Here is a 23,113-nt window from a genome sequence, read left to right as displayed (position 1 = left end):
CGAGGGGAATGGGGCGCCGCCGCCTTTCCCTCGCGTTGCTGGTCTTCGCCGCCGTGACGGCCTTCGGCGCGCCGGCGGCCGTCGCCGCGGACCGTTCCGCGGCGCAGGGCGCGGCGATTCCCATCGACGACCGCGTCGCGCTGATGCTGCGCGAAGAGGCGGGCGGCGATCTGAAGGATTTCTACGCCGGGCGCGGCTATCGCCCGATCTGGGTGCATAGGGGCAAGATCGGCGCCGAGGCGGCGACACTGCTCGGCTGGCTTGAGTCGGCGCGGCTCGACGGGCTCAAATCCTCCTCCTACGACGTCGATGAACTGCGCGAACGCCTCGCTGCGGCGAAAGGCGGCGACGTCGCGGCGCTCGCGCGCGCCGAACTCGCGCTTTCGAAGCGCTTCGCCCATTATGTCCGCGACCAGCGGCGGCCGCGCGACGTCGGCATGATCTGGGCCGACAAGGATCTGAAGCCGCGGCGGCCGAGCGTCGAATCGGTGCTGCGCGCCGCGACCTTCCCGGAAGATTTCGGCTCCTATCTGAGCGCGATGGGCTGGATGAGCGAACATTATGTGCGGCTGCGCCGGCTGATGGAACATGCGCAGAAGCGCGGCGCGTCCGAGGCGGCGCTCGAGCGGATCGCGCTCAACCTGGATCGTGCGCGCGTGCTGCCGGGGCCGTGGACGCACCATATCGTCGTCGATGCGGCGGCGGGGCTGCTCTATTATTATGGCGGCGGCAAGCGCGAGGGGATGATGCGCGTCGTCGTCGGGGCGCCCGAAACGCAGACGCCGATGCTCGCGGGCAATATCCAGTGGGCGATCCTCAACCCCTATTGGAACGTCCCCGACTATCTCGCCGGACGCAGCATCGCACCCAAGGTGCTCGCGGGACGCAGCCTTGCGTCGCTGCATATGGAGGCGCTGTCCGACTGGGGCCCGAGCCCGCGCAAGCTCGATGCGTCGGAAATCGACTGGCACGCGGTCGCTGCGGGACAGCAGCTGTTGCGGCTGCGCGAACTGCCGGGCCCCCGTAATTCGATGGGCAAGGTCAAATTCCTCTTCCCGAACGATGAAGGCATCTATCTCCACGACACCCCCGATCGTGCGCTGCTCCGAAAGAAGGACCGCCATTTCAGCAACGGCTGCATCCGGCTGGAAAAGGCGTCCGAACTGGGGAAGTGGCTGTTCCAGAAGCCGCTGCGCGCGAAGGACGGAACGCCCGAACAGGCGGTGCCGCTGCCCGTCGAAGTGCCGGTGTATCTCACCTATTTCACCGCGATCGCGGTCGAGAAGGGGGTGGCGTTCCGCGACGTCTACGGGCGCGACGGCTAGGTCGTAAACTCATAAATGGCGCCATCGAGGCGCCCAAATGGCGAACAGGTCGGGGGGAAAGACGCGCCGGGAAGGCTGGTTGCCTTTCCAAGCGGCTTTCGCCCCGAGATGGAAGCCATTTGGGCGTCCCGAAGGGATTTGACCAAAATGGCCCATTGCTTCGTCGAGAAGTCTTGAAATATCGACATATTCCTGTGCCTTCTCTCCTCGCACTGGGCCATTTTGCCTCAAACCTCGATGGCGCCATTTATGAGTTTACGACCTAGGGTCCGGACCCATTAATTCCACGTTCGAGGTTTGAAGCGATTTTGTTCAGGGCAAGGAGGAAAGGCGTGAGCGCCGGGCGCGAAGCGCCGCCGCCGCCTTCTTCTCGTAGGAGGTGTATGCCGGACATCTTTCGAGCCGGATTCTACTATTCTGGATATTCGGGCTCGATACCATTGCCCACCCGCTCTTCGCTCCGTTAGGCTCCGGGCGAAAGGGGGCACTGGATTCCATGTCCTTGCAAAGGAATAACGGAACCGATCTCGAACTCGGCTTCGACCCGGCGCGGCCCGACTGGCTGCCGTCCTTCCTGGTCATCGGCGCCGTCAAGTCCGCGACGACCTGGGTGCTCGAACAATTGCAGGCCAATCCGGCGATCTACATGCCCGATCCCGAGCCGCATTATTTCAGCAGCGAATATCATCGCGGCGAAGATTATTATCGTGGCTTCTTTGCGAGCGAAGGGGCGGCAGGCCGTCTGCGCGGGGAGAAGTCGGCCGATTATCTGGCACATCCGAAAGCCCCCCCGCGCGTTGCGGCGATGCTGCACGGCGCACGGCTGGTGGTTCAGTTCCGCAACCCGATCGAGCGCGCCTATTCGGACTATAAGATGCTCTATCGGCGCGGCACGATTCGCGGCGCCCCCGAGGAGTATCTGACCTCGCTCGACGACAATCCGCATCCGCGCTTTTTGAACGACGGGCTCTATGCCGCGCATCTGCGCCGCTGGCTCGACCATTTTCCCGAAGAGCAGATCCACAGCTTTCTGTTCGACGACGTCAGGCGGCGGCCGCAGCGGGTGATCGAGGCCATTTCGGCGCATATCGGCGTCGCGCCGGTATTCGACGCCGGCGAGCCGGCGAAGCGCGCCAACGACAGTTCGGAACGTTTCCTGCCCTTGCCGGTGCGCCGGGCCCTGTCGCCGCTGAAGACCGTCGTGGCGCCGCTGAGGGGCACGCGCTGGTTTGAGGCGACGCGCGGGGTTTTCGCGAGCGAGATCGCCTATCCGCCGCTGTCGCAGCCGCTGTGGCTGCGGTTGCGCGATTTCTATGCCGACGATGTCGGCGCGCTCGGAAAAATGCTGAACCGCGACCTGTCGTCGTGGCTGGAGGATCGCGACGAAGCGCGCGCCCTCGCCGACGGCCCGCCGCCGGGCTATGGGCTGACGAGCCTCGACAGCTCGCATCTTTGACGAGGGGACATTGCGCCTTCAGCGCGCGGCTTCGCAGATCGTTTCCATCGCGACGAAGGTCGAGGTGCTCGCGACGTGCGGCAGCGTCGAGATCTTCTCGCCCAGCACGATGCGATAACGACGGATGTCGGCGGTGCGGACCTTCAAGAGATAGTCGAAGCTGCTCGCGATCATGTGGCACTCCTCGACTTCGGGCAGGCGGCGCACCGCGGCGTTGAATTCGCGCAGCGCCTCTTCGCGCGTGTCCGACAGCTTGACCTCGGTGAAGGCGACGTGATCGAGCCCGACCTTCGCCGGGTCGACGATGGCGCGGAAGCCGACGATCAGTCCGCTCTCCTGCATCCGCTTGACGCGCTGCTGGCACGGCGTTTTCGACAGGCCGACCTGCTGCGCGAGCTCGGTAAAGGTGATGCGGCCATTTTGCCCGAGAATCGCGAGGATTCGGCGATCGAATTCGTCAAGATCGACTAGCGATGGTTTTGTTTTCATATGATTCGACTAAAACCAATCAGAAAATAGGTCGATATGGACAGTATATCGCCGATTTGAAGGCAGAATGCAATCTGTCGATCGGCTATGATCGGGCCATGACCGAACCCGCCGATCGCGCCGCCATCCGCGCCCTCGCCCGCCGCAGCGAAGCCGACATCGTCGCCGACCTGCGCACCGCTCTTGCCCGTTCGCCCGCGACCGCGGAGGCGGTCACCGCGCGCGGGCTGACCTTGATCCGCAAGGCCAAGGCCGAGGGCGAGCGTGAGACACTCGTCGCGCAGCTGATGAACCGCTATCGCCTCTCGACCGAGGAAGGCGTCGTGCTGATGTGCCTCGCCGAAGCGCTGCTGCGCGTCCCCGACAATGCGACGGCCAACGCGCTGATCCGCGACAAGATCGCGGGACGCCACTGGGCCGAGGGCGACGACGAGGACAGCCCGCTGGTCGTCGCGCTGTCGGCGCGCGGCCTGTCGCTGGGATCGGCGACCCTGATGCTCGACGCGATGGGCAGCCAGGCGAAACCGCTCGCCATCCTCAGGACGATGATCCGCCGCTCGGGCGAGCCGGTGATCCGCCAGGCGGCGCTCGCGGCGATGAAGCTGCTCGGGCAGCAGTTCGTGATGGGCGAAAGCATCGACGCCGCGGTCAGGCGCGCCGACAAGGACAAGAGCGAGCTCGCGAGTTTCGACATGCTCGGCGAGGCGGCGCGCACCGCCGCGGATGCGCGGCGATATTACGACAGCTATGCCGCGGCGATCGCGCGCATCGGGCGCGACGCGAAGCCGGGCGATCCGTTCGCGAATCACGGCATCTCGATCAAGCTGTCGGCGCTCCACCCGCGCTATGAATATCTGCAGGGGCAGCGCGTTCGCGACGAGCTGATCCCGCGCGTGATCGAGCTGGCGGTGGCGGCGCGGCGCGTGAATATCCCACTGATGATCGACGCCGAGGAAAGCGACCGGCTCGAGCCGCATCTCGACGTCTATGGCGCGTTGATCGACGCCGGCATCGCCGACGGCTGGACCGGGCTCGGCATCGTCGTCCAGGCCTATCAGAAGCGCGCAAGCGAGGTGATCCGCTGGGTCGCGGCGCGCGCGCGGCGTCGTGGCGTCATGCTGTCGATGCGGCTGGTCAAGGGTGCCTATTGGGATACCGAGATCAAGCGCGCGCAGACGCTGGGCCTCGGCGATTTTCCGGTGTTCACGGCAAAGCTGCACACCGACCTCAACTATCTCGCCTGCGCGCAGATATTGCGCGAGTGCCAGGATTGTATCTTTCCTGCCTTTGCGAGCCACAATGCGATGACGCTCGCCTTCGTCACCGAGCTGTTCGCGGGCGCCGATTACGAGCTGCAGCGGCTGCACGGCATGGGCGAAGGCGCGCACGACGCGATCGTCGCGCTGAGCCCGCCGCCGCGGCCGGTGCGCGTCTATGCGCCCGTCGGCACCCACCGCGACCTGCTCGCCTATCTGGTGCGGCGCCTGCTCGAAAATGGCGCGAACTCCAGCTTCGTGCATCAATTTTCGGACCCCGACGTCAGCGCCGAGGAGCTGGCGGTCGATCCGCGCAGCGTCGCGAGCGCGCCGTCGAAGCTGCCGACCGGCCTTCAGCTTTACGATCCCGTGCGGCGCAATTCGCGCGGCTATGATCTCGGCGAGCCGGGCGTGCCCGAGGCGCTGATCGCGGCGATCGCCGAAGCGCGCGACGCGGGCGCCGTCGCGGCGCCGATCGTCGGCGGCCGCGAACGGCGGGGCAAGGGCGAACCGGTGCATAACCCCGCAACCGGCGTGGTGATCGGGCGGGTGGTCGAGGCCGACGCCGCGGCGGTCGAGGAGGCCGTTGCTGCCGCCCGCAAGGCACAGGGCGACTGGAGCCTCGCCGGCGGCGCCTTTCGCGCCGAGCGGCTCGAACGCGCCGCCGACCTGATCGAGGAACGCGACGCGCTGTTTCTGGGGCTCGCGATGGACGAGGCGGGCAAGACGCTGGTCGACGCGGTCGCCGAGGTGCGCGAGGCGGTCGATTTCCTGCGCTATTATGCCGCGCAGGCGCGCGCCGATTTCAGCTGGCCGGTCACCCTCCCCGGCCCGACCGGCGAGCGCAACGAGCTGATCCTCGAGGGCAAGGGCATCTTCGCCTGCATCAGCCCGTGGAACTTCCCGCTCGCGATCTTTCTGGGGCAGGTTTCGGCGGCGCTCGCGGCGGGGAATGCGGTGCTCGCCAAACCCGCCGAGCAGACCCCGCTGATCGCCCACGCCGCAGTCGAAACCCTGCTCGAAGCCGGGGTGCCGGGCGATATTCTCCACTATCTGCCCGGACGCGGCGAGACGGTCGGTGCGGCGCTGACCGGGCACGACGATGTGATCGGCGTCGCCTTCACCGGATCGACCGAGGTCGCGCGTGCGATCAACCGCTCCCTCGCGATGCGCGAGGGGCCGATCGCGACCCTGATCGCAGAAACCGGCGGCGCCAATGCGATGATCGTCGATTCGACCGCGCTCCCCGAACAGGTCGCGCGCGACGCGGTGGCGAGCGCCTTTCAGTCGGCGGGCCAGCGCTGCTCGGCGTTGCGGCTGCTCTGCGTGCAGGACGATGTCGCGGACGCGATGATCGCGATGGTCGCGGGCGCGATGGCCGAGCTCAATGTCGGCGATCCCGCGATCCTCGCGACCGATGTCGGCCCGATCATCGACGAGGAGGCGCAATCCAACATTGCAGCCTATGTCGAAGAAGCGCGCGCCGCGGGCCGCCTGATCGCCGAGGCGGCGCGCACCAAGCTGCCCGCGGGCGGCACCTTCGTGGCGCCGGCGATGATCCGGCTCGACCATGTCACCGACCTGAAACGCGAGATTTTCGGCCCCGTGCTGCACGTAGCGACGTGGAAGGGCGGCGAACTCGATGCGCTGATCGACGCGATCAACGCTTCGGGCTATGGGCTGACACTCGGCGTCCACACGCGCATCGACAGCGTCGCGGCGCATGTCGCGGCGCGCGCCCAGGTCGGCAACGTCTATGTCAACCGCAACCAGATCGGCGCGATCGTCGGCTCGCAGCCCTTCGGCGGGCGCGGCCTGTCGGGCACCGGGCCAAAGGCCGGCGGCCCCAATTATCTGCGCCGCTTCGCCGAGGAAAAGTCGATCAGCACCGACATCACCGCGGCGGGCGGCAATGCAGCGCTGATGGCGGGGTAGATGCGCCTTGTATCGAGTGTGTCCCCGCGAAGGCGGGGACCCATCTCCGGTCCGCCCCAACTAGAGCCTGCCCTGTTTTGGTGGAATCGAGCCCCTCCCCTGAAGGGGAGGGGCTTAAAATGGTTCAGTCTGAACAGGACAGATTCTAGCGCCCGCAGGAGATGGGCTCCCGCCTTCGCGGGAGCACACGGCAGGTTTGACTGTTCGCGCTAAGCCCCCGGCACCCCGAGCATCCGTGCCTGCGCCTTCAACCGGTCCGCCGCGCCGGGGTTCGCCGCGGCGGCGTCCTTCAGCGCCTGCGCCGCCTTTGCCGTCTCGCCCAGCGTCATGCGGCTGCGCATCAGCATGATCCAGCGGTCGACGTCGCTGGGGTTCGCCTTCAGCTTCGCCTCGAGCCCGTCGACCATGCCGGCGATCATCGCGTCCTGTTGCCCCTTGGGGAGCTGCGACGCGGCCTCCATCTCGGCGCGCGTGGGGCCGGGAATGGCGCGCGCGGCGACGGGCATTTCGTTCGGCGTCAGCGCGCGTGTCTGCGTTTTTGCGAGGCGATCGGCGACGTCGATCTTGTGGATCGCCCCGACCTGTTCGATCGTGCGGCGCAGGTCGGCCTCCCACGGCGCGCCCTGCGGCGTGTCGGCGAGCAGTGCGAACCAATCGTCGATCGCGCCCCTGTGATCGCCGCCGACATCCTTTTTGACCGCCAGGAAATAGCGCGCGCGCGGGTCCTTTGCATCGAGCGCGATCGCCTTTTCGAACGCGGCGAGCGCGGCGGGGGGCATCGGGTCGCGCGCGCTCGCCATCACCCGCGCCTCGCCGAGCGCCGACCATAGCTCGGCCGACTCGGGTGCGAGCGCCGACGCCTTTTCGTAAGCCGCGGCCGCCCCGGCGAAATCGCCGAGATCGAAGCGCGCGGCGCCGAGCGCGCTCCACGCCTCGGCACTCTTTGGCGACGCCTGCGTCCGCGCCTCGATCGCGGCGAGCGGGTCGCCGGAGGCGGCCGCGGGCGCATCAGGGGCGGGCGCCGAATCGCGCCACATCGCATAGCCGACCGCGGCGGCGAGCAGCAGGAAGGCGGCGACCAACATCGCGCGATTGGTGCCCGACATGCCCTTGCTCTCGCTCATTTTTGTCGCTCTCCCCCGTCAATAAAGCCGCGCCGACGCCTTGCCTTTGCGAGCCGATGGTGTAGCCTCGATCCATCGAGGTCGGTCAACGAAAAATCGTCAAAACAAAAGGGAGTCGCACCGGTTTTTCCCGATCGTTTGCATGGGGAGGGGTGCCATGGCAGTTTCGGATCACGTCGATTTCCCGACGTTCATGGAAGGGGTGAAAAAACGCAACCCCGGCCAGGACGAGTTCGTCCAGGCGGTGCAGGAAGTCGCCGAGGATATTTTCGACTTCATCGCCGACAAGGAGGAGTATCACGCGCAGCAGATCCTGCGGCGCATGGCCGAACCCGATCGCGTCGTGTCGTTCCGCGTGTGCTGGGAGGACGATAACGGCCATATCCGCGTCCAGCGCGGCTGGCGGGTTCAGAACAACAATGCGATCGGCCCCTATAAGGGCGGCATCCGCTTCCACCCGAGCGTCACCGAAAGCGTGCTCAAATTCCTGGCGTTCGAGCAGACGTTCAAAAATGCGCTGACGGGGCTGCCGATGGGCGGCGGCAAGGGCGGGTCGAACTTCAATCCCAAGGGCAAGAGCGTGCGCGAGATCATGCGCTTTTGCCAGAGCTTCATGACCGAGCTTTACCGCCACATCGGCGCCGACGTCGACGTCCCCGCGGGCGACATCGGGGTCGGCGGGCGCGAGATCGGTTTCATGTTCGGTCAGTATAAGCGGATCACGAACCAGTTCACCGGGGTGCTCACCGGCAAGGGCATCGAATGGGGCGGGTCGCTGATCCGGCCCGAGGCGACCGGCTATGGCGCGGTCTATTTCCTCGCCAACATGCTCGCGGTGAAGGACCAGGATCTCGTCGGCAAGCGTGCGGTGATTTCGGGATCGGGCAATGTCGCGACGCACGCGGCCGAAAAGATCGTGCAACTGGGCGGCAAGGTGCTCACCCTGTCCGATTCGGGGGGCTTCATCCACGACCCCGATGGTATCACCCAGGAAAAGATCGACTGGGTGAAGGCGCACAAGACGCACCGCCGCGGGCGCATCGAGGATTATGCGGGCGAGTTCAAAGGCGCGACCTTCACCCCCGGCAAGACGCCGTGGGGCGTGCCGTGCGACGTCGCGCTGCCCTGCGCGACGCAGAACGAACTGCTCGGCAAGGATGCGAAGACCTTGGTCAAGAACGGCTGCATCGCGGTGAGCGAAGGTGCGAATATGCCGACCGATCTCGACGGTGTTCACGTCTTCAAACATGCGAAGATCCTCTATGCGCCGGGCAAGGCGGCGAACGCCGGCGGGGTCGCGGTGTCGGGACTCGAGATGAGCCAGAACAGCGAGCGGCGCAGCTGGTCCGAGTCCGAATTGCAACAGATGCTCAAAGACATCATGGCGGGCATCCACGAGCGCTGCCTGACCTATGGCGAGCAGGGCGGCGGCTATGTCGATTATGTGAAGGGTGCCAATATCGCGGGATTCAAGAAGGTTGCCGATGCGATGCTGGCTTTCGGGGTGGTTTAGGCGCTAGGGTTGCCGGACAGGGCAAGGGGGCTCGGGGCATGACGAGGCACGCAGCGGCACAGCGCGGCGACAGATGGTGGGCGGCGCTCGCCGTTTTCGCGGGCGTCCTCGCGGTGCTCGTCCTCGCCGCGACGCTCGCCGCCCCGCCGGCGCGCTCGCAAAGCGAAAGCGGCGGCCGCTTCCTCGGCGTCGCGTCGTGCGCCGGATCGACCTGTCACGGCCGGATGGAGGCCGACGGCACCGTCGTGCGTCAGGACGAGCTCAAATTATGGCAGGAACCCTCGACCCCCGGCGGCGCGCACAGCCGCGCCTGGGCGGTGCTGTCGAACAGCCGCAGCCGCTTCATCGCGGCGAATCTCGGCATCGGCGACCCCAGCCGCGCGGGCGCCTGCCTCGGCTGCCACAGCGACGCCGCGGTGAGCCGCGGCACCGCGCCGCTCGCCGACGGGGTGACGTGCGAATCGTGCCACGGCCCCGCGGGCGGCTGGATCGCGAGCCATTATGCCGGCGTCGGCACCACCGCCGACCCCGGCGCCGAAATGCGCGAAAAGCATCTCGCGAACCTGCGCGCGGGGTTGCGCAAGCTCGAGGACCCGGTGGTGCGCGCGGGCGTCTGTGTCGATTGCCATTTCGGCGCGGCGGGCGAGGGCCAGTTCGTCACCCACCGCATCATGGCGGCGGGGCATCCGCGCATCTCGTTCGAGCTCGACCTTTTTTCGGCACTGCAGGCGCATCATAGCGAAGACGCCGACTATGGCTGGCGCAAATTCGGCGCCCCCGCCGCGCGCACCGACCATGTCCAGATGTGGGCGGTGGGGCAGGCAACCGCGCTCGAACGCAGCCTTGCGCTTTTCCGGTCGAAGCGCGGGACCGAGGGGATGTTCCCCGAATTCGTGTTTCTAGACTGCCACAGCTGCCACCGCCGCATCTACGATCAGGCGAAGCCGGTGAAGACGAGCATGGCCAACCCCGGCCGCCCGGGCGTCCCCGAAGGCATGCCGCCCTATAATGACGAGAATCTGATCATGCTGTCGGCGGCGGCGCGGCTCGCCTCGCCCGCGCTCGCCGAGCAGCTTGCGGCGCGCTCGGCCGCCTTTCATCGCGCCATCGCGACCGACCGGGCGAGCGCGGTCACGGCGGCGGCGCGGCTGGGTGAGACCGTCTCGGCATTGAAGGCTGCCTTCGCGTCGCGCGGTTTTTCGGGCACCGACACCTTCGCGCTCGTTGACGCGATCGCGGCGAAGTCGGTGGGTGCGCGCTTCACCGACTATGCCGGATCGTCGCAGGCGGTGATGGGGATCGACACGCTGCTCGGTGCGATGGTGGCGTCGGGGCGGATCACGGTCGGCGCCGCGGCGGGCATCCGCGCCGACATCGACCGCGCCTATGCCGCGGTGAAGGATCCGAACGCCTATCGCCCCGCCGATTTCCAGGCCGCGCTCGGCCGCGCGGTGCGCGCGATTCAGGCGCTGCGGTGATGGCGCGCTCTCCAATTCCACCCGTATCCCCGAGCGAAGACGAGGGGCTCGTTCGAGCGGAGCGAGAACCCGCACCGCGCCTCGACTTCGCTCGGCAATGCCCCTCGTCTTCGCTCGGGGATACGGGGTCGAGTGGGCGCACCGCGCTGTTTCGTTCGACGGCCTTCACCGCACTCGGCGCGCTGCTGCTCGCCTCGTGCGGCGGCGGGGACGGCGGCGGCACGCCGACGCCGAGCCCCGCTCCGGCTCCCGCGCCGACCCCCACGCCCAGCGGCGTCTATACCCCGCCCGCCGCCGCGGCACTGAGCATCGCCGAGGTGCAGCAGATCCTCGCCAATGCGATCGCCGAAGCGCAGGCGCGCGGCCTGCCGTCTGTGATCGCGGTGACCGACCGCGTCGGCAATGTCCTCGCCGTCTATCGCATGACCGGCGCGCGCGCGACCGCGGCGACTTCGGCGGCGCCGAACGGCGACAATATCGACGCGCAGAACGTCAGCTTCCCCGCCGAAGCCGGCGCGATCGCCAAGGCGGTGACCGGCGCCTACCTCTCGAGCGGCGGCAACGCCTTTTCGACGCGCACCGCGAGCCAGATCGTGCAGGAGCATTTCCCGCCCGCGCCGACCACCGCGGGGCTCGAAAGCGGGCCGCTGTTCGGGGTGCAGTTCAGCCAGCTGCCGTGCAGCGACCTTGCGGCGCGCTTCGGCGGCGCCGGCAGTGCGGCGCTGATCGGACCGAAACGTTCGCCGCTCGGCCTCGCCGCCGATCCGGGCGGACTGCCGCTTTACAAGAATGGCGTGCTCGTCGGCGGCATCGGCGTGATGGGCGACGGCGATTACGGCAGCGATCCGGACATCCTCGACACCGACAGCGACGCCGAGGAATTTATCGCGCTTTCCGGCACGCGCGGCTTCGAGGCGCCCGTGAGCATCACCGCCGACAAGATCACCGTCGACGGGACGAGCCTGCGCTTTTCCGACGCGACCTATTCGGGGCTGATGACCGGCGGCGGCGCGAGCTTCGCGAGCCTCGGCGCCAGCGCGGGGGCGCTCGTCGCGGTCACAGGCTATGCCAACGCCGCCGTCATCGCGGGCACCGCCTATGGCAGCGAAGCGTCGGGCATCCGCCCCGCGACGCTGAGCGAATTTGCGAACCCCGACGCCTTTGTGCTGAGCGACGGCAGCGGCGCGAACCGCTTCCCGATCCGCGCGGGCACCGACGGCGCGAGCAATGGCGCGCCGCTGACCGCCGCCGAGGTGCGCGCGCTGCTCGAGGAAGCGTTCGCGGTGATGAGCCGCGCGCGCGCGCAGATCCGCCGCCCGCTCGACAGCCGCGCGCAGGTGTCGATCAGCGTCGTCGACACCAACGGCGCGGTGCTCGGCATTGTCCGCTCGCCCGATGCGCCGATCTTCGGCACCGACGTGTCCTTGCAAAAGGCACGCACCGCGACCTTCTTTTCTGGGGTGCAGGCGGGCGCCGAGCTGTCGGCGAACGCGAGTGCCGACGTGCGCCAGTTCGTCCCAGCGGTGCGCAGCTTCCTCGGCGACCCGTCGGCGCTGACCGGCAGCTTCGCCTTTGCCGACCGGTCGGGCGGCAACCTCTCGCGGCCCTATTTTCCCGACGGCGAGGTCGGGCGGCCGCACGGCCCGCTGTCGCGGCCGATCGCGCAGTTCAACCCTTTTTCGACCGGGCTGCAATCGGCGCTGATCATCGGCAATCTGGGCGCGCATCTTGCCTATGTGTCGGGCGCGAGCGCGACCGATACACCGCAGCGCTGCACGACGCTGCCCGATGTCGCGGCTGGGCAGAACCGGCTGCAGAACGGTATCCAGATCTTTCCGGGCTCGGTTCCCATCTATCGCGGCGACCGGCTCGTCGGCGGGATCGGCGTGTCGGGCGACGGCATCGACCAGGACGATATGATCAGCTTTCTGGGACTGCACAACGCCGGCGCGCGGGTCGGCGGGATCGGCAACGCGCCGCCCGCGATCCGCGCCGACCGGATCGTCGTGCGGCTGGCCGACGGCGCGACGGTGCGGCTGCGCTATATCAATTGCCCCTTTGCGCCCTTCCTCGACACGGCGCAGCAGAATGTCTGCGACGGGCTTTAGCGGATGATGGCTGGGGGCAGCCTTTGGCCGGTCATCGCGAGCCTCGCGGCGCAAGGAGTGCCCGCGAGCGCCCCGCCTTCGGATCCGCCCGCCGCCGAACAGCCTGTCGGAGAACCGCCGCTCGACGAGCTTACCCCGCCCCCGCCGCCGGCCCGTTGGCAGGAGATGGTCGGCGAGGATCTCGCTACCCAGATCCTCGAAGGGCGCCGCCGTCCGGGCTATAATCCCGAACTTCCCGAGCCGCTGAGCCAGGACAATCAGGGGGCGCTGCGCCCGCCGCCGCCGGAGGCCTTTCCGGGGATCGAGGACCAGCTTCCCCTCCCCGACCGCTGGCGGCTGATCGAGACGCTCGGCGTGGTCAAGGAACGCTGGTTCGACCCCTATCACCAGAACACGCTGAAGGGCGACCGGCCGATCGACCGGGCGAAGGTGCCGTGGCTGCCGATCGAGGGCGACGACTGGTTCTTCGTCTTGAACGCGATTTCGGACAGCGTGTTCGAACCGCGCACCTTTCCGATTCCGGTCGGCGTGCAGACGACCGAGCGTCCCGGCAGCCTCGACGTGTTCGGCAGGAACCGCAGCTTCGTCGCGGCGCAGACCTTCATCGGCGGGGTCGCGCTGATCAAGGGCAACACCGCGTTCAAACCGCCCGATGTCGAATATCGCCTGACGCTCGCCTATAATCTGAACTATGTCGACGTGCCCGAACGCCGCGTCCTCGACGTGCGCCCGTCGAAGAAAAGCCATCGGTACGACAGCTTTCTGGGGGTGCAGGAAGCCTTTATCGACAAGCATCTCGGCAACGACAGCGACCGATACGACTTCCATTCGATCCGCGTCGGCATCCAGCCGTTCCAGAGCGACTTCCGCGGCTTCCTGTTCAACGACAGCCAGCTCGGCATTCGCCTGTTCGGCAATCGCGACAACAATCGCTTCCAATATAATCTCGCGGCCTTCTGGCGGCTCGAGAAGGACACGAACAGCGGCCTCAACGACGTCACCCAAAGCCCGCGCGACGATTATATCCTGACCGCCAACGTCTATCGCCAGGACTTCCCCTTCGTCGGGCTGACCAGCCAGCTCTCGGCAACATGGAACATCAACCGCGAAAAGGGCGACATTCAGATCGACCATAACGGCTTCCCCGTGCGCCCGGCGCTGCTCGGGAATTTGCGCGGGCGCGACTATGACGCGGTCTATCTCGGCTACAGCGCCGACGGGCGGATCGGGCGGATCAACGTCACCGCGAGTTTTTACGCCGCGCTCGGCGAGGACCGCAGCAGCATCTTCACCGGCGAGCCCGCGAAGATCCGCGCCGGGTTCGCCGCCGCCGAGCTCAGCTATGACCACGACTGGATGCGCTTTCGCCTGTCGGGGCTCTACGCGACCGGCGACGGTGATCCCTATAATGATACCGAAGGCGGCTTCGACGCGATCTTCGAGAACCCCATCTTCGCCGGCGCCGACACGAGCTACTGGATTCGCCAGACGATTCCCTTTGCCGGCGGCGGGCGCGTGATTTCGATCAATGGCCGTAACGGCATCCTCAACTCGCTGCGCTCGTCGAAGGAAGAGGGGCAGTCGAACTTCAACAATCCGGGCACGATCCTGCTCGGCGCCGGCGCCGATTTCGACCTGTCGCCCGAAGTGCGGGTGAGCGGCAACGCCAACCATCTGTGGTTCGAAAATACGGCGACGCTGCAAGTCCTGCGCAGCGAGGGGGCGATCCCCAGCGATATCGGCTGGGACCTGTCGCTCGCGGGCATCTGGCGGCCGAAGGCGACGCAGAATATCGTCGGGCGGTTGAGCGCGGCGCTGCTCGTGCCGGGCAAGGGGTTCAAGGACCTGTTCGAAAACAAGAGCCGCGACACCGTCTATGTCTCGATCCTCGCCAATGCGATCCTGAGTTTCTAGCCATGACCCGCAAGCTCCTCGCCCTCTTCGTCTTCATGGCGGTGTCGCTGGCCTTCGGCGCGCAGATGGGCCGCGCCTCCGAAGAGGAAAAGCCCATAAAGGTCGACTATCGCTTCACCCCGCCCGCACCGCGCGAGCAGAGCGAGGCCGAGATGATGGCGAAGTCGGAGGGCTGTTACAGCTGCCACGTCCGCACCGACCGCCCGACGATGCACGCGACCCCGGCGGTGCGTTTGGGCTGCACCGATTGCCATGGCGGCGATGCGGCTGAGGTCGGCGATCCGAAGCTCGGCTATGACGACCCGCGCAACCTGGCGGTGATGAAGCGCGCGCATCCGCAGCCGACGCTGCCCGGCGCGTGGCACGACAGCTCGGCGAACCCGGAGCGCAGCTACACCCTGCTCAACAAGGAGGCGCCCGAATATATCCGCTTCGTCAACCCGAGCGACTATCGCGTCGCGCGCGAGGCGTGCGGCGCGTGCCACCTCGAGACCATCGAGGCGGCCGAGCGCTCGCTGATGTCGACCGCGGCGATGTTCTGGGCGGGCGCCGCCTATAACAACGGCATCGTCCCGTTCAAGACGTCGATCTTCGGCGAGGCCTATACGCGCACCGGCGAAGCGGCGTGCGTCCTGTCGCCCTCGTCACGGCTCACCGCCGAAGAATATAGGGAGGCGTGCAGGCCCGCCTTTCCGTCGGACAAGATATTGACCGACAGCGAGACGAAGCGCGGCGCGCTCGCGCGGCTCTATCCGCTGCCGCGCTGGAACGTCGTGCCGCCGAGCGACGTGTTCCGCGTGTTCGAGCGCGGCGGGCGCAATATCAATTCGCAATTCCCCGAAATCGGCCTGCCGAACCCGACGGGGAGCATCCAGCGGCTCGAGGAACCCGGCCGCCCCGACCTCAAGCAATCGAACCGCGGTCCGGGCACCGGGCTGCGCATCGCGATCGCGATCCTCAACATCCACAAGACGCGCCTCAACGACCCCTATATGTGGTTCATGGGCACCAACGACCAGCCCGGCGACTATCGCCAGTCGGGCTGCGCGGGGTGCCACGTCGTCTATGCCAACGACCGCGAGCCGCGGCACAGCCTACTTTACGCCGCCTATGGCCGCGACGGCCAGAGCGCGACGGTCGACCCGGCGATCGCGGGCAAGCGCGCGCACGGCGGCGGCGAGGGGCATGGCGCACTGATCGACCCCGACCACGCCGACGACCCGGCGCGCGGCGAATCGGGGCATCCGATCACCCACGCCTTCACCCGCGCGATCCCGACCGCGCAGTGCATGACCTGCCACATGCACCAGCCGAACATCTTCCTGAACTCCTACCTCGGCTACACGATGTGGGACTATGAATCGGACGCGCCGCAGATGTGGCCCGGCCCCGACAACAGCGCGCCGCGCCCGCCGGGGATGAGCGACGAGGAGTATGACCGGACCTACAAGCAGCAGCGCTATCCGAGCGCCGCCGAGGTCCACGAAGTGCTCGAACGCAATCCCGAGGGGGCGGGCCCGCGCGGGCTGTGGTCCGACGTCGAATTCCTGCGCGACGTCTATGACGTCAACGACAGCAACAGGGACACCCAGTTCGCCGACTATCACGGCCACGGCTGGAACTTCCGCGGCATCTTCAAGCGCGACCGCAGCGGCAATCTGCTCGACAAGGGCGGCAATATGGCGACCTATGGCACCGACACCGCGCATATCGTCGACCCCGAGGACCCCGAGAAATGGCGCAAGCGCTGCGCGAGCTACAGCGACGCGAAACAGCGCGACCTGTGCCTCGCGAGCGCCGATCCCGCAAAGCCGGGGGTCGAGGGCAAGTTCGTGCCGCCCGGCCTCAACCCCGGCAAGGCGGTCCATATGATGGACATCCACGCCGAAAAGGGGATGCAGTGCGCCGACTGCCATTTCGCGCAGGACGCGCACGGCAACGGCTATATCCAGGGCGAGGTCGCGAATGCGGTCGAGATTTCGTGCAGGGATTGCCACGGCACCGCCGATGCCTGGCCGAACCTTTTGACCTCGAACGTCGCGGCACGGCCGCAGGGCACCAACCTCGCGCTGCTGCGCAACCCCGATGGGCGGCGGCGCTTCGAATTCCAATATGGCGACGATGGCGAGATCGCCGGGCTGATCCAGCGCTCGATCGTCGATCCGAAGCTCGAATGGCAGGTCAGCCTGGTCAGGCAATCGGTGACGCCGGGGCCGCATTTCAATGCCAAGGCGGCGCGCGCCAAGCTGATGTCGCGCTCGGGCGCCGACGACGGGAGCTTCGGCTGGGGGCCGGGCGTAGCGAAATCCGACCGCGCGCACGGCGATGATCGCATGGCCTGCTTCACCTGCCATTTGTCGTGGACGACGAGCTGCGGCGGCTGTCACTTGCCGATCGAGGCGAACTGGAAGACCAGCATGCACCATTTCGAGGGCGAGGAGACGCGCAACTTCGCGACCTATAACCCGCAAGTGGCGCGCGACGAGATGTTCCAGCTCGGCCGGCACCAGCTGACCAAGCCCGGCGAGCCCGACGCGGACGGCAATGCGCGCGGCATCATCGCGCCGGTCCGCTCCTCCTCGGCGCTGATTCTGTCATCGACCAACATCAACCGCGAGCGCATCTATGTGCAGCAGCCGCCGATCTCCGCCGCGGGCTTTTCGAGCCAGGCCTTTGCGCCGCATTTCCCGCATACGGTGCGCTTGCAGGAAACCAAGCAATGCACCGACTGTCACCTGTCGGCCGCCGACGACAATAATGCGATCATGTCGCAGCTGCTGTTGATGGGCACCAATTTCGTCAATTTCGTCGGGCTGAACCTCTGGTCGGGGCTCGAGGAGGGTTTTCAGGCGACGCGCGTCACCGAATGGGACGAGCCGCAGGCGGTGATCGGCAGCTATCTGCAGAAATATGCCTATCCCGACTATTGGCGCCTCCACGTCGAACAGAATCACCGCGAACTCAAAAACTGGGTGCGCGGCAAGGCCTTCGACAAGAAGGGGTCGGGCGAAAGCCATTCGCTCGAGGAATTCGCCAATATCGTCCAGGACACGAGCGGCCGGGTGAACTGCCTCCAGCAGCGCGGCGAATATATGTTCGTCGCCGAAGGCAAGGGCGGTTTCCGCGTCTATGACATCGCCTCGATCGGCAACAAGGGCTTTTCCGAACGCATCGTCCGCGCCCCCTTCTCGCCGCTCGGCCACGATACGCATGTGCGGACGGCCGATGCGACCTGCATGGCGATCGGCACCACCCAGCCGATCAGCGTCGCGCGCAACGACTATATCCGTCGGAATTTCCCCGAAAATCACGAACAGGCGCTCGCGCCCATCTATCGCTATGCGGTGATTACCGACAGCGTCGAGGGGCTGATCCTCGTCGATATCGACACGATGGCCGACGGCAAGTTTCGCAATAACAAGCTGTCGCGCGCGCTGACCTGGAATCCCGATAACCGGCTCGCCGGGGCGCGGCACATAACCCTCGCGGGCAATTATGCCTATATAACCGCCGCCAGCGGCCTGATCGTCGTCGACCTGTCGGTCCCCCTCGAACCGAAGATCACGGCCGAGCTGCCGCTGACCGACGCCCGCGCGAGCGCGGTGCAGTTCCGCTACCTCTGGGTCACCGACGCCGAGGGGGTGAAGCTGTTCGACATCACCCATATGGACCGGCCGGTGCCGGTGCCCGCGGGCACGGTGCGGATCGCCGACGCGCGCAAGCTCTATCTCGCGCGCACCTATATGTATGTCGCGGCCAAGGCCGACGGGCTGGTGATCGTCGACATCACCCGGCCCGCGGCGCCGGCGGCGTGGCCGCCGCTGACCTTTGGCGGCGCGATGACCGACGCCGAGGATGTGATCGTCGGGACGACCAACGCCTCGCTCTTCGCCTATGTCGCTGACGGGAGGAACGGCATCAAGGTGCTCCAGCTCACCAGCCCCGACAATCCGGGCCTCTATGGCTTCTCGCCCCGGCCGGCGCCCGAGCTGATCGCGTGGGCGAAGACCCCCGCGCCGGCGCTGTCGCTATCGAAAGGCCTCGACCGCGACCGCGCGGTCGACGAAACCGGCGGACAGGTGGCGATCTTCGGCCGCATCGGATCGCGCCCCTTCACGCGCAGCGAGATGGAGAGACTGTTCCTGAACAGCAAGGGGCTGGTCTACAAGGTCAGCGACGCCGTGGACGATAAGAGCTGGCGGCCGCCGCTTCTCTACGAAAATTGATGGCGAATGTCCGGGTCCGACCGGTTGCTGCCCTATTTATCATCGTCACCCCGGACTTGATCCGGGGCCCATGACTTCGGCGCTGCTGTGGATCCCGGATCAAGTCCGGGATGACGAAAGAGAGCAGGCGAACGTCAGTTCCCCGCCCCAAAGCGGCCGTTGCAATCCCACCTAAAGCCGCTCGGCCTGAACCACCGTGTCCGACGCGCGGAGCGCCGACAGGATGCGCATCAGATGGTGGACGTCGCGCACCTCGACGACGATGTCATAGGTGTGGAACTCGCCCTCGCGGTTCGACAGGCGCAAATTGGTGATGTTCGCCGAATTGGCGGCGAGGATGCCCGACATTTCGGCGAGCGTACCGGGTTCGTTGCGGATCACGACGCACAGCCGCGCATTGCCGCCCTCGCTGTCCTCCTGCCAGCGCAGGTCGATCCAGTCGGCGTCGATGCCGTCGGCGAGGCTGGGGCAGTCGATGACATGCACCTCGATCCCCTCGCCCTCGCGCGCGAGGCCGACGATGCGGTCGCCGGGAACGGGGTGGCAGCAGTCGGCGAGCTTGTAGGCGACGCCGGGGGGCAGCCCCTCGATCGACACCGCCGCGCCCTGCCTGAGCTTGCCCGGCTTCGACTTCTTCTCGGCGGTGATGCCGGGGACGAGCGCCTCCATCACCGCATCGTCGGAAAGCTGGCGCTTGCCGATCGCGACATAGAGCGCGGTATCGTCGTCGAGCTTGAGCCGCTCGATCGCCGCGGCGCGCGCCTTGTCGCCGATCCGCCCCGGCAGGCGCGCGACGATCTCGTCATACATCTTGCGCCCGAGCGCCGCGAGCTCGACCTTTTCCTTCGAGCGCACATGGCGGCGGATCGCGGCGCGCGCCTTGCCCGTCACCGCGAAGCCGAGCCATGCCGGTTGCGGCGTCTGCTTGTCCGACGACAATATTTCGACCGTGTCGCCGTTCGCGAGCTGAGTGCGCAGCGGCACGAGCCGCCCGTTGACCTTTGCCCCCACCGTGCGATCGCCGAGGCCGGTATGGACGGCATAGGCGAAGTCGATCGGCGTCGCGCCCTTGGGCAGCTGGTGCAGCACCCCCTTCGGCGTGAAGGCGAAGATGCGGTCCTGATACATCGCGATGCGCGTATTTTCGAGCAGCTCGTCGGGGTCGTGCGTCTGTTCGAGGATTTCGATCAGGTCGCGGATCCACCCCGCCTGCCCGTCGGGGGTGCTGCCGCCCTGCTTGTACGCCCAGTGCGCGGCGAAGCCGAATTCGGACTGTTCGTGCATTGCGCGGCTGCGGATCTGGATTTCGATCCGCATATTCTGGTTGTGCATGATCGTCGTGTGCAGCGACTTGTAACCGTTGCGCTTGGGCGTCGAGATATAGTCCTTGAAGCGCCCGGGCACCATTTTCCACTTGCGGTGGAGCACCCCCAGCGCCGCATAGCAGTCGGCCTCGGTCGGGGTGATCACCCGAAAGGCGATGATGTCGGTCACCTGCTCGAAGCTGACGTGGCGCTCCTGCATCTTGCGCCAGATCGAATAGGGATGTTTTTCGCGCCCCGACACCTCGGCGTCGATTCCCGCCTCGGCGAGCAGCTCCTTGAACTCGCGGCTGATCGCGGCGACCTTGTCCTTGCCCCCCGCGGTCAGCTTGGCGAGGCGGCCGGTGATCGTCGCATAGGCCTCCGGTTCGAGCTCGCGAAAGGCGAGCAGCTGCATCTCGCGCATATATTCATACATGCCGATCCGCTCGGCGAGCGGGGCATAGATGTCCATCGTCTCCTTGGCGATGCGGCGGCGCTTGTCGGGATTCTGGATGAAATGCAGCGTGCGCATATTGTGCAGCCGGTCGGCGAGCTTGACCAGCAGCACGCGGATGTCGTCCGACATGGCGAGCAGGAATTTGCGCAGATTTTCCGCCGCGCGCTCATTCTCGGTCTGCGCCTCGATCTTCGAAAGCTTGGTGACGCCATCGACGAGCCGGCCGACGTCGCTGCCGAACAATCGCTCGATCTCCTCGGGCGTGGTCAGCGTGTCCTCGAGCGTATCGTGGAGCAGCGCGGTGACGATCGTTTCGCTGTCGAGGTGAAGATCGGTCAAAATCCCCGCGACTTCGACCGGATGACTGAAATAGGGGTCGCCCGAGGCGCGCTTCTGGCTGCCGTGCTTCTGGACCGTGAAGACATAGGCGCGATTGAGCAATCCCTCGTCAACGTCGGGGTCATAGGCGCGCACGCGCTCGACAAGTTCATATTGCCTCAGCATCGCTCCTAATGTCGGTTCCGGTGCAATAATTGCAACGCGAAAGTTATGTGCGCCGGCGCAGGGGAGGTTAGCAACTTTGGTAAAGCCTGTTGGAAGCATTCCCCGCGCCCTCTACGACCGGGAGCGATGGGGACCGATGCTCTCGATTCGACGGCTTTGCCTGCAGTGCCGGGGCGTGGGGGAGCGCGTCCGCATCTGATGATCTTCGCCTATTGGTTTCCGCCGGCCAACGCGATCGGCTCGTCGCGTCCGGCCGCGATGGCGCGCTATTTCGCCGCGCGCGGCTGGAAGGTGAGCGTCGTCGCGGGGGCGAGCGAGGCGGTGCCGCCGACCTTTGCCGCAGACCTGACGGGCTTCGAGGTCGATTATGTGCGCGACGGCTGGCTCACCCGGCTGTCGAGCTTTCGCGCCGATCGCGGCGCGCTCGCCCAGCGGCTGAGCACCGCGGTGCGCCTCTTGTCCTGGCCCGACCATGTCTGGCCCGTCGCGCGCGCGATGCGGCGCCGCGCGCTGGCGACGATCGGCAAGGAGGGGGCGCCCGATGTCGTGCTCTCGACCGCGCTGCCCTTTTCGGTGCATGGCGCCGCGCGCGCGGTGGCGCGGAAATGCGGGGCGCTGTTCGTCGCCGACAATCGCGACATATGGGCGCATAATCCCTACAAATGGTCGGCGCGCCTCTACAAGCCCCTCGAACCCCGGCACGAGCGGGCGATGCTTGGTGCCGCCGATCTGGTGGTCGCGGTGAGCGGCGGGATGACCGCGCAATATGCCGCAAATTACCCCGAGCTCGCCGACCGGCTGCTTACGGTGATGAACGGGGTCGATCCGGGCGAGGCCGCGCCGCCCCATCGCCGCGATCCCGGCCGGCTGCGGCTCGTCTATACCGGCATCCTCTATGGCGATCGCCGCGACATGACGCCGCTGCTGCGCGCCGCCGACAGCCTCGGGCTCCCCGTCGCGATCGACTTCTACGGCTCCGAGCCCGACGTCGTTCGCCAGATCGCGCGCGATTTCCCGCGCCTCGCGATTGCCGACCGCGGGCGCGTCGCGCGCGGCGAAGCGCTCGCCGCGCAGGCGCAGGCCGATGCCGCGATCCTCGTTGTCGGCACCGACGCGTGGGAGGACACGCTGCTGCCCGGCAAGCTGTTCGAATATGCGGGGTCGGGGCGTCCGATCATCGCGCTGGCGAACCCCGGTTCGGATTCGGGGCGGCTGGTCGCGCGCCACGAACTGGGCATCGCGACGACCGACGAGGCCGAGATCGCGGCCTTTCTAAGCCGTCTCGCGGATCGCGGCATCGCGACGCGTCGCGAAATACCCGCGGCGCTGACCCGCGACAGCCAGCTTCGCCTGCTCGAAACGCGGCTTGCCGCGATGCGCGCGGCGCTATGACCAATATGCCAAAAAATTTGGCTTTGCCCCGCATAATGGGTTAGTGCTTGGGGATGGACAAGCTACGCGAACCGCTCAACGACCTGAATGGAAGCTGCGCGCTGCCGCTCGCGCTCGAAGCGATGGGCGAGCGCTGGTCGTTCATGATCCTGCGCGCCGCCTTCAACGGCGTCCATCATTTCGAAGAGTTCCAGCAGGAGCTGAGCATCGCGCGCAACATCCTGTCGAACCGGCTGTCGCGGCTCGTCGATCATGGCATCATGGCGCGCGAGGTGATGGCCGAGGATCGCCGCAAGGTGCGCTATCAGCTCACGCAGAAGGGCATCGAACTGCTTCCCGCGATGATCGCGCTCAGGCAATGGGGCGAGAAGTGGGGCGCAGGCGTCCCCTCGACCCCCGTGCTCGTCGATGCGCGCGACGAGCAGCCGATCGGACCCGTGACGATCACGGCGCACGACGGCCGCGCGCTCGGCTATGGCGAGCTGATGTGGAAGCATCGCTCCGAATTGCAGCCGCTCGGGCAGGCGCGCCAGCGCAGCGACACGCACGCGGCGCCGGTCGCGGCCGAATGATGCCGCGCCGGGACCGGCGCGTCGCGCCGGGACAGCGAATATAGCAAGCCAGACCCCCTC

At 67.0% G+C, this 23,113-nt stretch carries 13 protein-coding genes; 10 read left to right on the top strand and 3 right to left on the bottom strand.

The features are described from left to right. Positions 1-53 precede the first annotated feature (53 nt). Both CHB69_RS10625 and CHB69_RS10620 read left to right on the top strand, forming a co-directional pair. On the top strand, positions 54-1,325 hold the full coding sequence (locus CHB69_RS10625; RefSeq protein ID WP_245836709.1) for a L,D-transpeptidase scaffold domain-containing protein: 1,272 nt from the start codon (positions 54-56) through the stop codon (positions 1,323-1,325). Between the two features lie 496 nt (positions 1,326-1,821). Beyond that, positions 1,822-2,781 (top strand): sulfotransferase domain-containing protein, encoded by a 960-nt coding sequence (locus tag CHB69_RS10620; RefSeq protein WP_089215992.1) that lies wholly within the window; start codon positions 1,822-1,824, stop codon positions 2,779-2,781. An 18-nt stretch (positions 2,782-2,799) separates the two neighbouring features. Here CHB69_RS10620 and CHB69_RS10615 read toward each other — a convergent pair whose 3' ends face one another. Further along, positions 2,800-3,270, bottom strand: coding sequence for an Lrp/AsnC family transcriptional regulator (locus tag CHB69_RS10615; protein ID WP_089215991.1), 471 nt, complete (start codon positions 3,268-3,270; stop codon positions 2,800-2,802). Positions 3,271-3,368: 98 nt separating this feature from the next. Here CHB69_RS10615 and putA point away from each other — a divergent pair, with 98 nt between their 5' ends. Next, the gene (gene putA, locus CHB69_RS10610; protein WP_089216122.1) at positions 3,369-6,461 is read left to right on the top strand and encodes a bifunctional proline dehydrogenase/L-glutamate gamma-semialdehyde dehydrogenase PutA; all 3,093 of its coding nucleotides are present in this window, start codon (positions 3,369-3,371) and stop codon (positions 6,459-6,461) included. A 209-nt stretch (positions 6,462-6,670) separates the two neighbouring features. Here the strand turns inward: putA and CHB69_RS10605 are convergent, their stop codons facing one another. Then, complete coding sequence (locus CHB69_RS10605; RefSeq protein ID WP_170935516.1) at positions 6,671-7,585, bottom strand: tetratricopeptide repeat protein; 915 nt, start codon at positions 7,583-7,585, stop codon at positions 6,671-6,673. A gap of 157 nt (positions 7,586-7,742) precedes the next feature. Between CHB69_RS10605 and gdhA the strand changes: the two genes are divergently transcribed. The 5 genes from gdhA to CHB69_RS10580 are packed head-to-tail and all read left to right on the top strand — an operon-like array spanning position 7,743 to position 18,824. Then, positions 7,743-9,098, top strand: coding sequence for an NADP-specific glutamate dehydrogenase (gene gdhA, locus CHB69_RS10600; RefSeq protein ID WP_089215990.1), 1,356 nt, complete (start codon positions 7,743-7,745; stop codon positions 9,096-9,098). Between the two features lie 38 nt (positions 9,099-9,136). After that, on the top strand, positions 9,137-10,576 hold the full coding sequence (locus tag CHB69_RS10595) for a multiheme c-type cytochrome (RefSeq protein WP_089215989.1): 1,440 nt from the start codon (positions 9,137-9,139) through the stop codon (positions 10,574-10,576). After that, on the top strand, positions 10,576-12,684 hold the full coding sequence (locus CHB69_RS10590) for a heme-binding protein (RefSeq protein ID WP_089215988.1): 2,109 nt from the start codon (positions 10,576-10,578) through the stop codon (positions 12,682-12,684). Before CHB69_RS10595 ends, CHB69_RS10590 begins: the two co-directional genes overlap by 1 nt. 3 nt (positions 12,685-12,687) lie before the next feature. Further along, entirely contained in the window at positions 12,688-14,598 is a 1,911-nt protein-coding gene (locus tag CHB69_RS10585; RefSeq protein ID WP_089215987.1) for a hypothetical protein, read from the top strand. 2 nt (positions 14,599-14,600) lie between these two features. Next, positions 14,601-18,824 carry a hypothetical protein gene (locus CHB69_RS10580; RefSeq protein ID WP_089215986.1) on the top strand — a complete coding sequence of 1,408 codons (4,224 nt, stop codon included), beginning with the start codon at positions 14,601-14,603 and terminating at the stop codon, positions 18,822-18,824. Positions 18,825-18,995: 171 nt separating this feature from the next. On the opposite strand, the gene CHB69_RS10575 is transcribed toward CHB69_RS10580, so the two are convergent. Continuing rightward, a complete protein-coding gene (locus tag CHB69_RS10575) occupies positions 18,996-21,089 on the bottom strand; it encodes a RelA/SpoT family protein (RefSeq protein WP_089215985.1) in 2,094 nt (697 codons plus the stop codon). Positions 21,090-21,287: 198 nt separating this feature from the next. Here CHB69_RS10575 and CHB69_RS10570 point away from each other — a divergent pair, with 198 nt between their 5' ends. Both CHB69_RS10570 and CHB69_RS10565 read left to right on the top strand, forming a co-directional pair. Next, positions 21,288-22,481 carry a glycosyltransferase gene (locus tag CHB69_RS10570; RefSeq protein WP_170935515.1) on the top strand — a complete coding sequence of 398 codons (1,194 nt, stop codon included), beginning with the start codon at positions 21,288-21,290 and terminating at the stop codon, positions 22,479-22,481. A 53-nt stretch (positions 22,482-22,534) separates the two neighbouring features. Beyond that, positions 22,535-23,053, top strand: a complete 519-nt coding sequence (locus CHB69_RS10565; protein WP_089215983.1) for a winged helix-turn-helix transcriptional regulator — start codon at positions 22,535-22,537, stop codon at positions 23,051-23,053. The last annotated feature ends 60 nt before the right edge of the window (positions 23,054-23,113 follow it).

Source organism: Sphingopyxis indica (assembly GCF_900188185.1).
Lineage (GTDB): Bacteria > Pseudomonadota > Alphaproteobacteria > Sphingomonadales > Sphingomonadaceae > Sphingopyxis > Sphingopyxis indica.
The sequence above is the reverse complement of the archived record's forward strand: the minus strand, read 5'-3'. Positions and strand labels throughout refer to the sequence as shown.

Excerpts from the sequence above, each read along its gene's own strand:
- CHB69_RS10620 (WP_089215992.1), top strand. The coding sequence starts at position 1,822 with ATGTCCTTGCAAAGGAATAACGGAACCGATCTCGAACTCGGCTTCGAC.
- CHB69_RS10615 (WP_089215991.1), bottom strand. The coding sequence starts at position 3,270 with ATGAAAACAAAACCATCGCTAGTCGATCTTGACGAATTCGATCGCCGA.
- putA (WP_089216122.1), top strand. The coding sequence starts at position 3,369 with ATGACCGAACCCGCCGATCGCGCCGCCATCCGCGCCCTCGCCCGCCGC.
- CHB69_RS10605 (WP_170935516.1), bottom strand. The coding sequence starts at position 7,585 with ATGAGCGAGAGCAAGGGCATGTCGGGCACCAATCGCGCGATGTTGGTC.
- gdhA (WP_089215990.1), top strand. The coding sequence starts at position 7,743 with ATGGCAGTTTCGGATCACGTCGATTTCCCGACGTTCATGGAAGGGGTG.
- CHB69_RS10595 (WP_089215989.1), top strand. The coding sequence starts at position 9,137 with ATGACGAGGCACGCAGCGGCACAGCGCGGCGACAGATGGTGGGCGGCG.
- CHB69_RS10590 (WP_089215988.1), top strand. The coding sequence starts at position 10,576 with ATGGCGCGCTCTCCAATTCCACCCGTATCCCCGAGCGAAGACGAGGGG.
- CHB69_RS10585 (WP_089215987.1), top strand. The coding sequence starts at position 12,688 with ATGATGGCTGGGGGCAGCCTTTGGCCGGTCATCGCGAGCCTCGCGGCG.
- CHB69_RS10580 (WP_089215986.1), top strand. The coding sequence starts at position 14,601 with ATGACCCGCAAGCTCCTCGCCCTCTTCGTCTTCATGGCGGTGTCGCTG.
- CHB69_RS10575 (WP_089215985.1), bottom strand. The coding sequence starts at position 21,089 with ATGCTGAGGCAATATGAACTTGTCGAGCGCGTGCGCGCCTATGACCCC.
- CHB69_RS10570 (WP_170935515.1), top strand. The coding sequence starts at position 21,288 with ATGATCTTCGCCTATTGGTTTCCGCCGGCCAACGCGATCGGCTCGTCG.
- CHB69_RS10565 (WP_089215983.1), top strand. The coding sequence starts at position 22,535 with ATGGACAAGCTACGCGAACCGCTCAACGACCTGAATGGAAGCTGCGCG.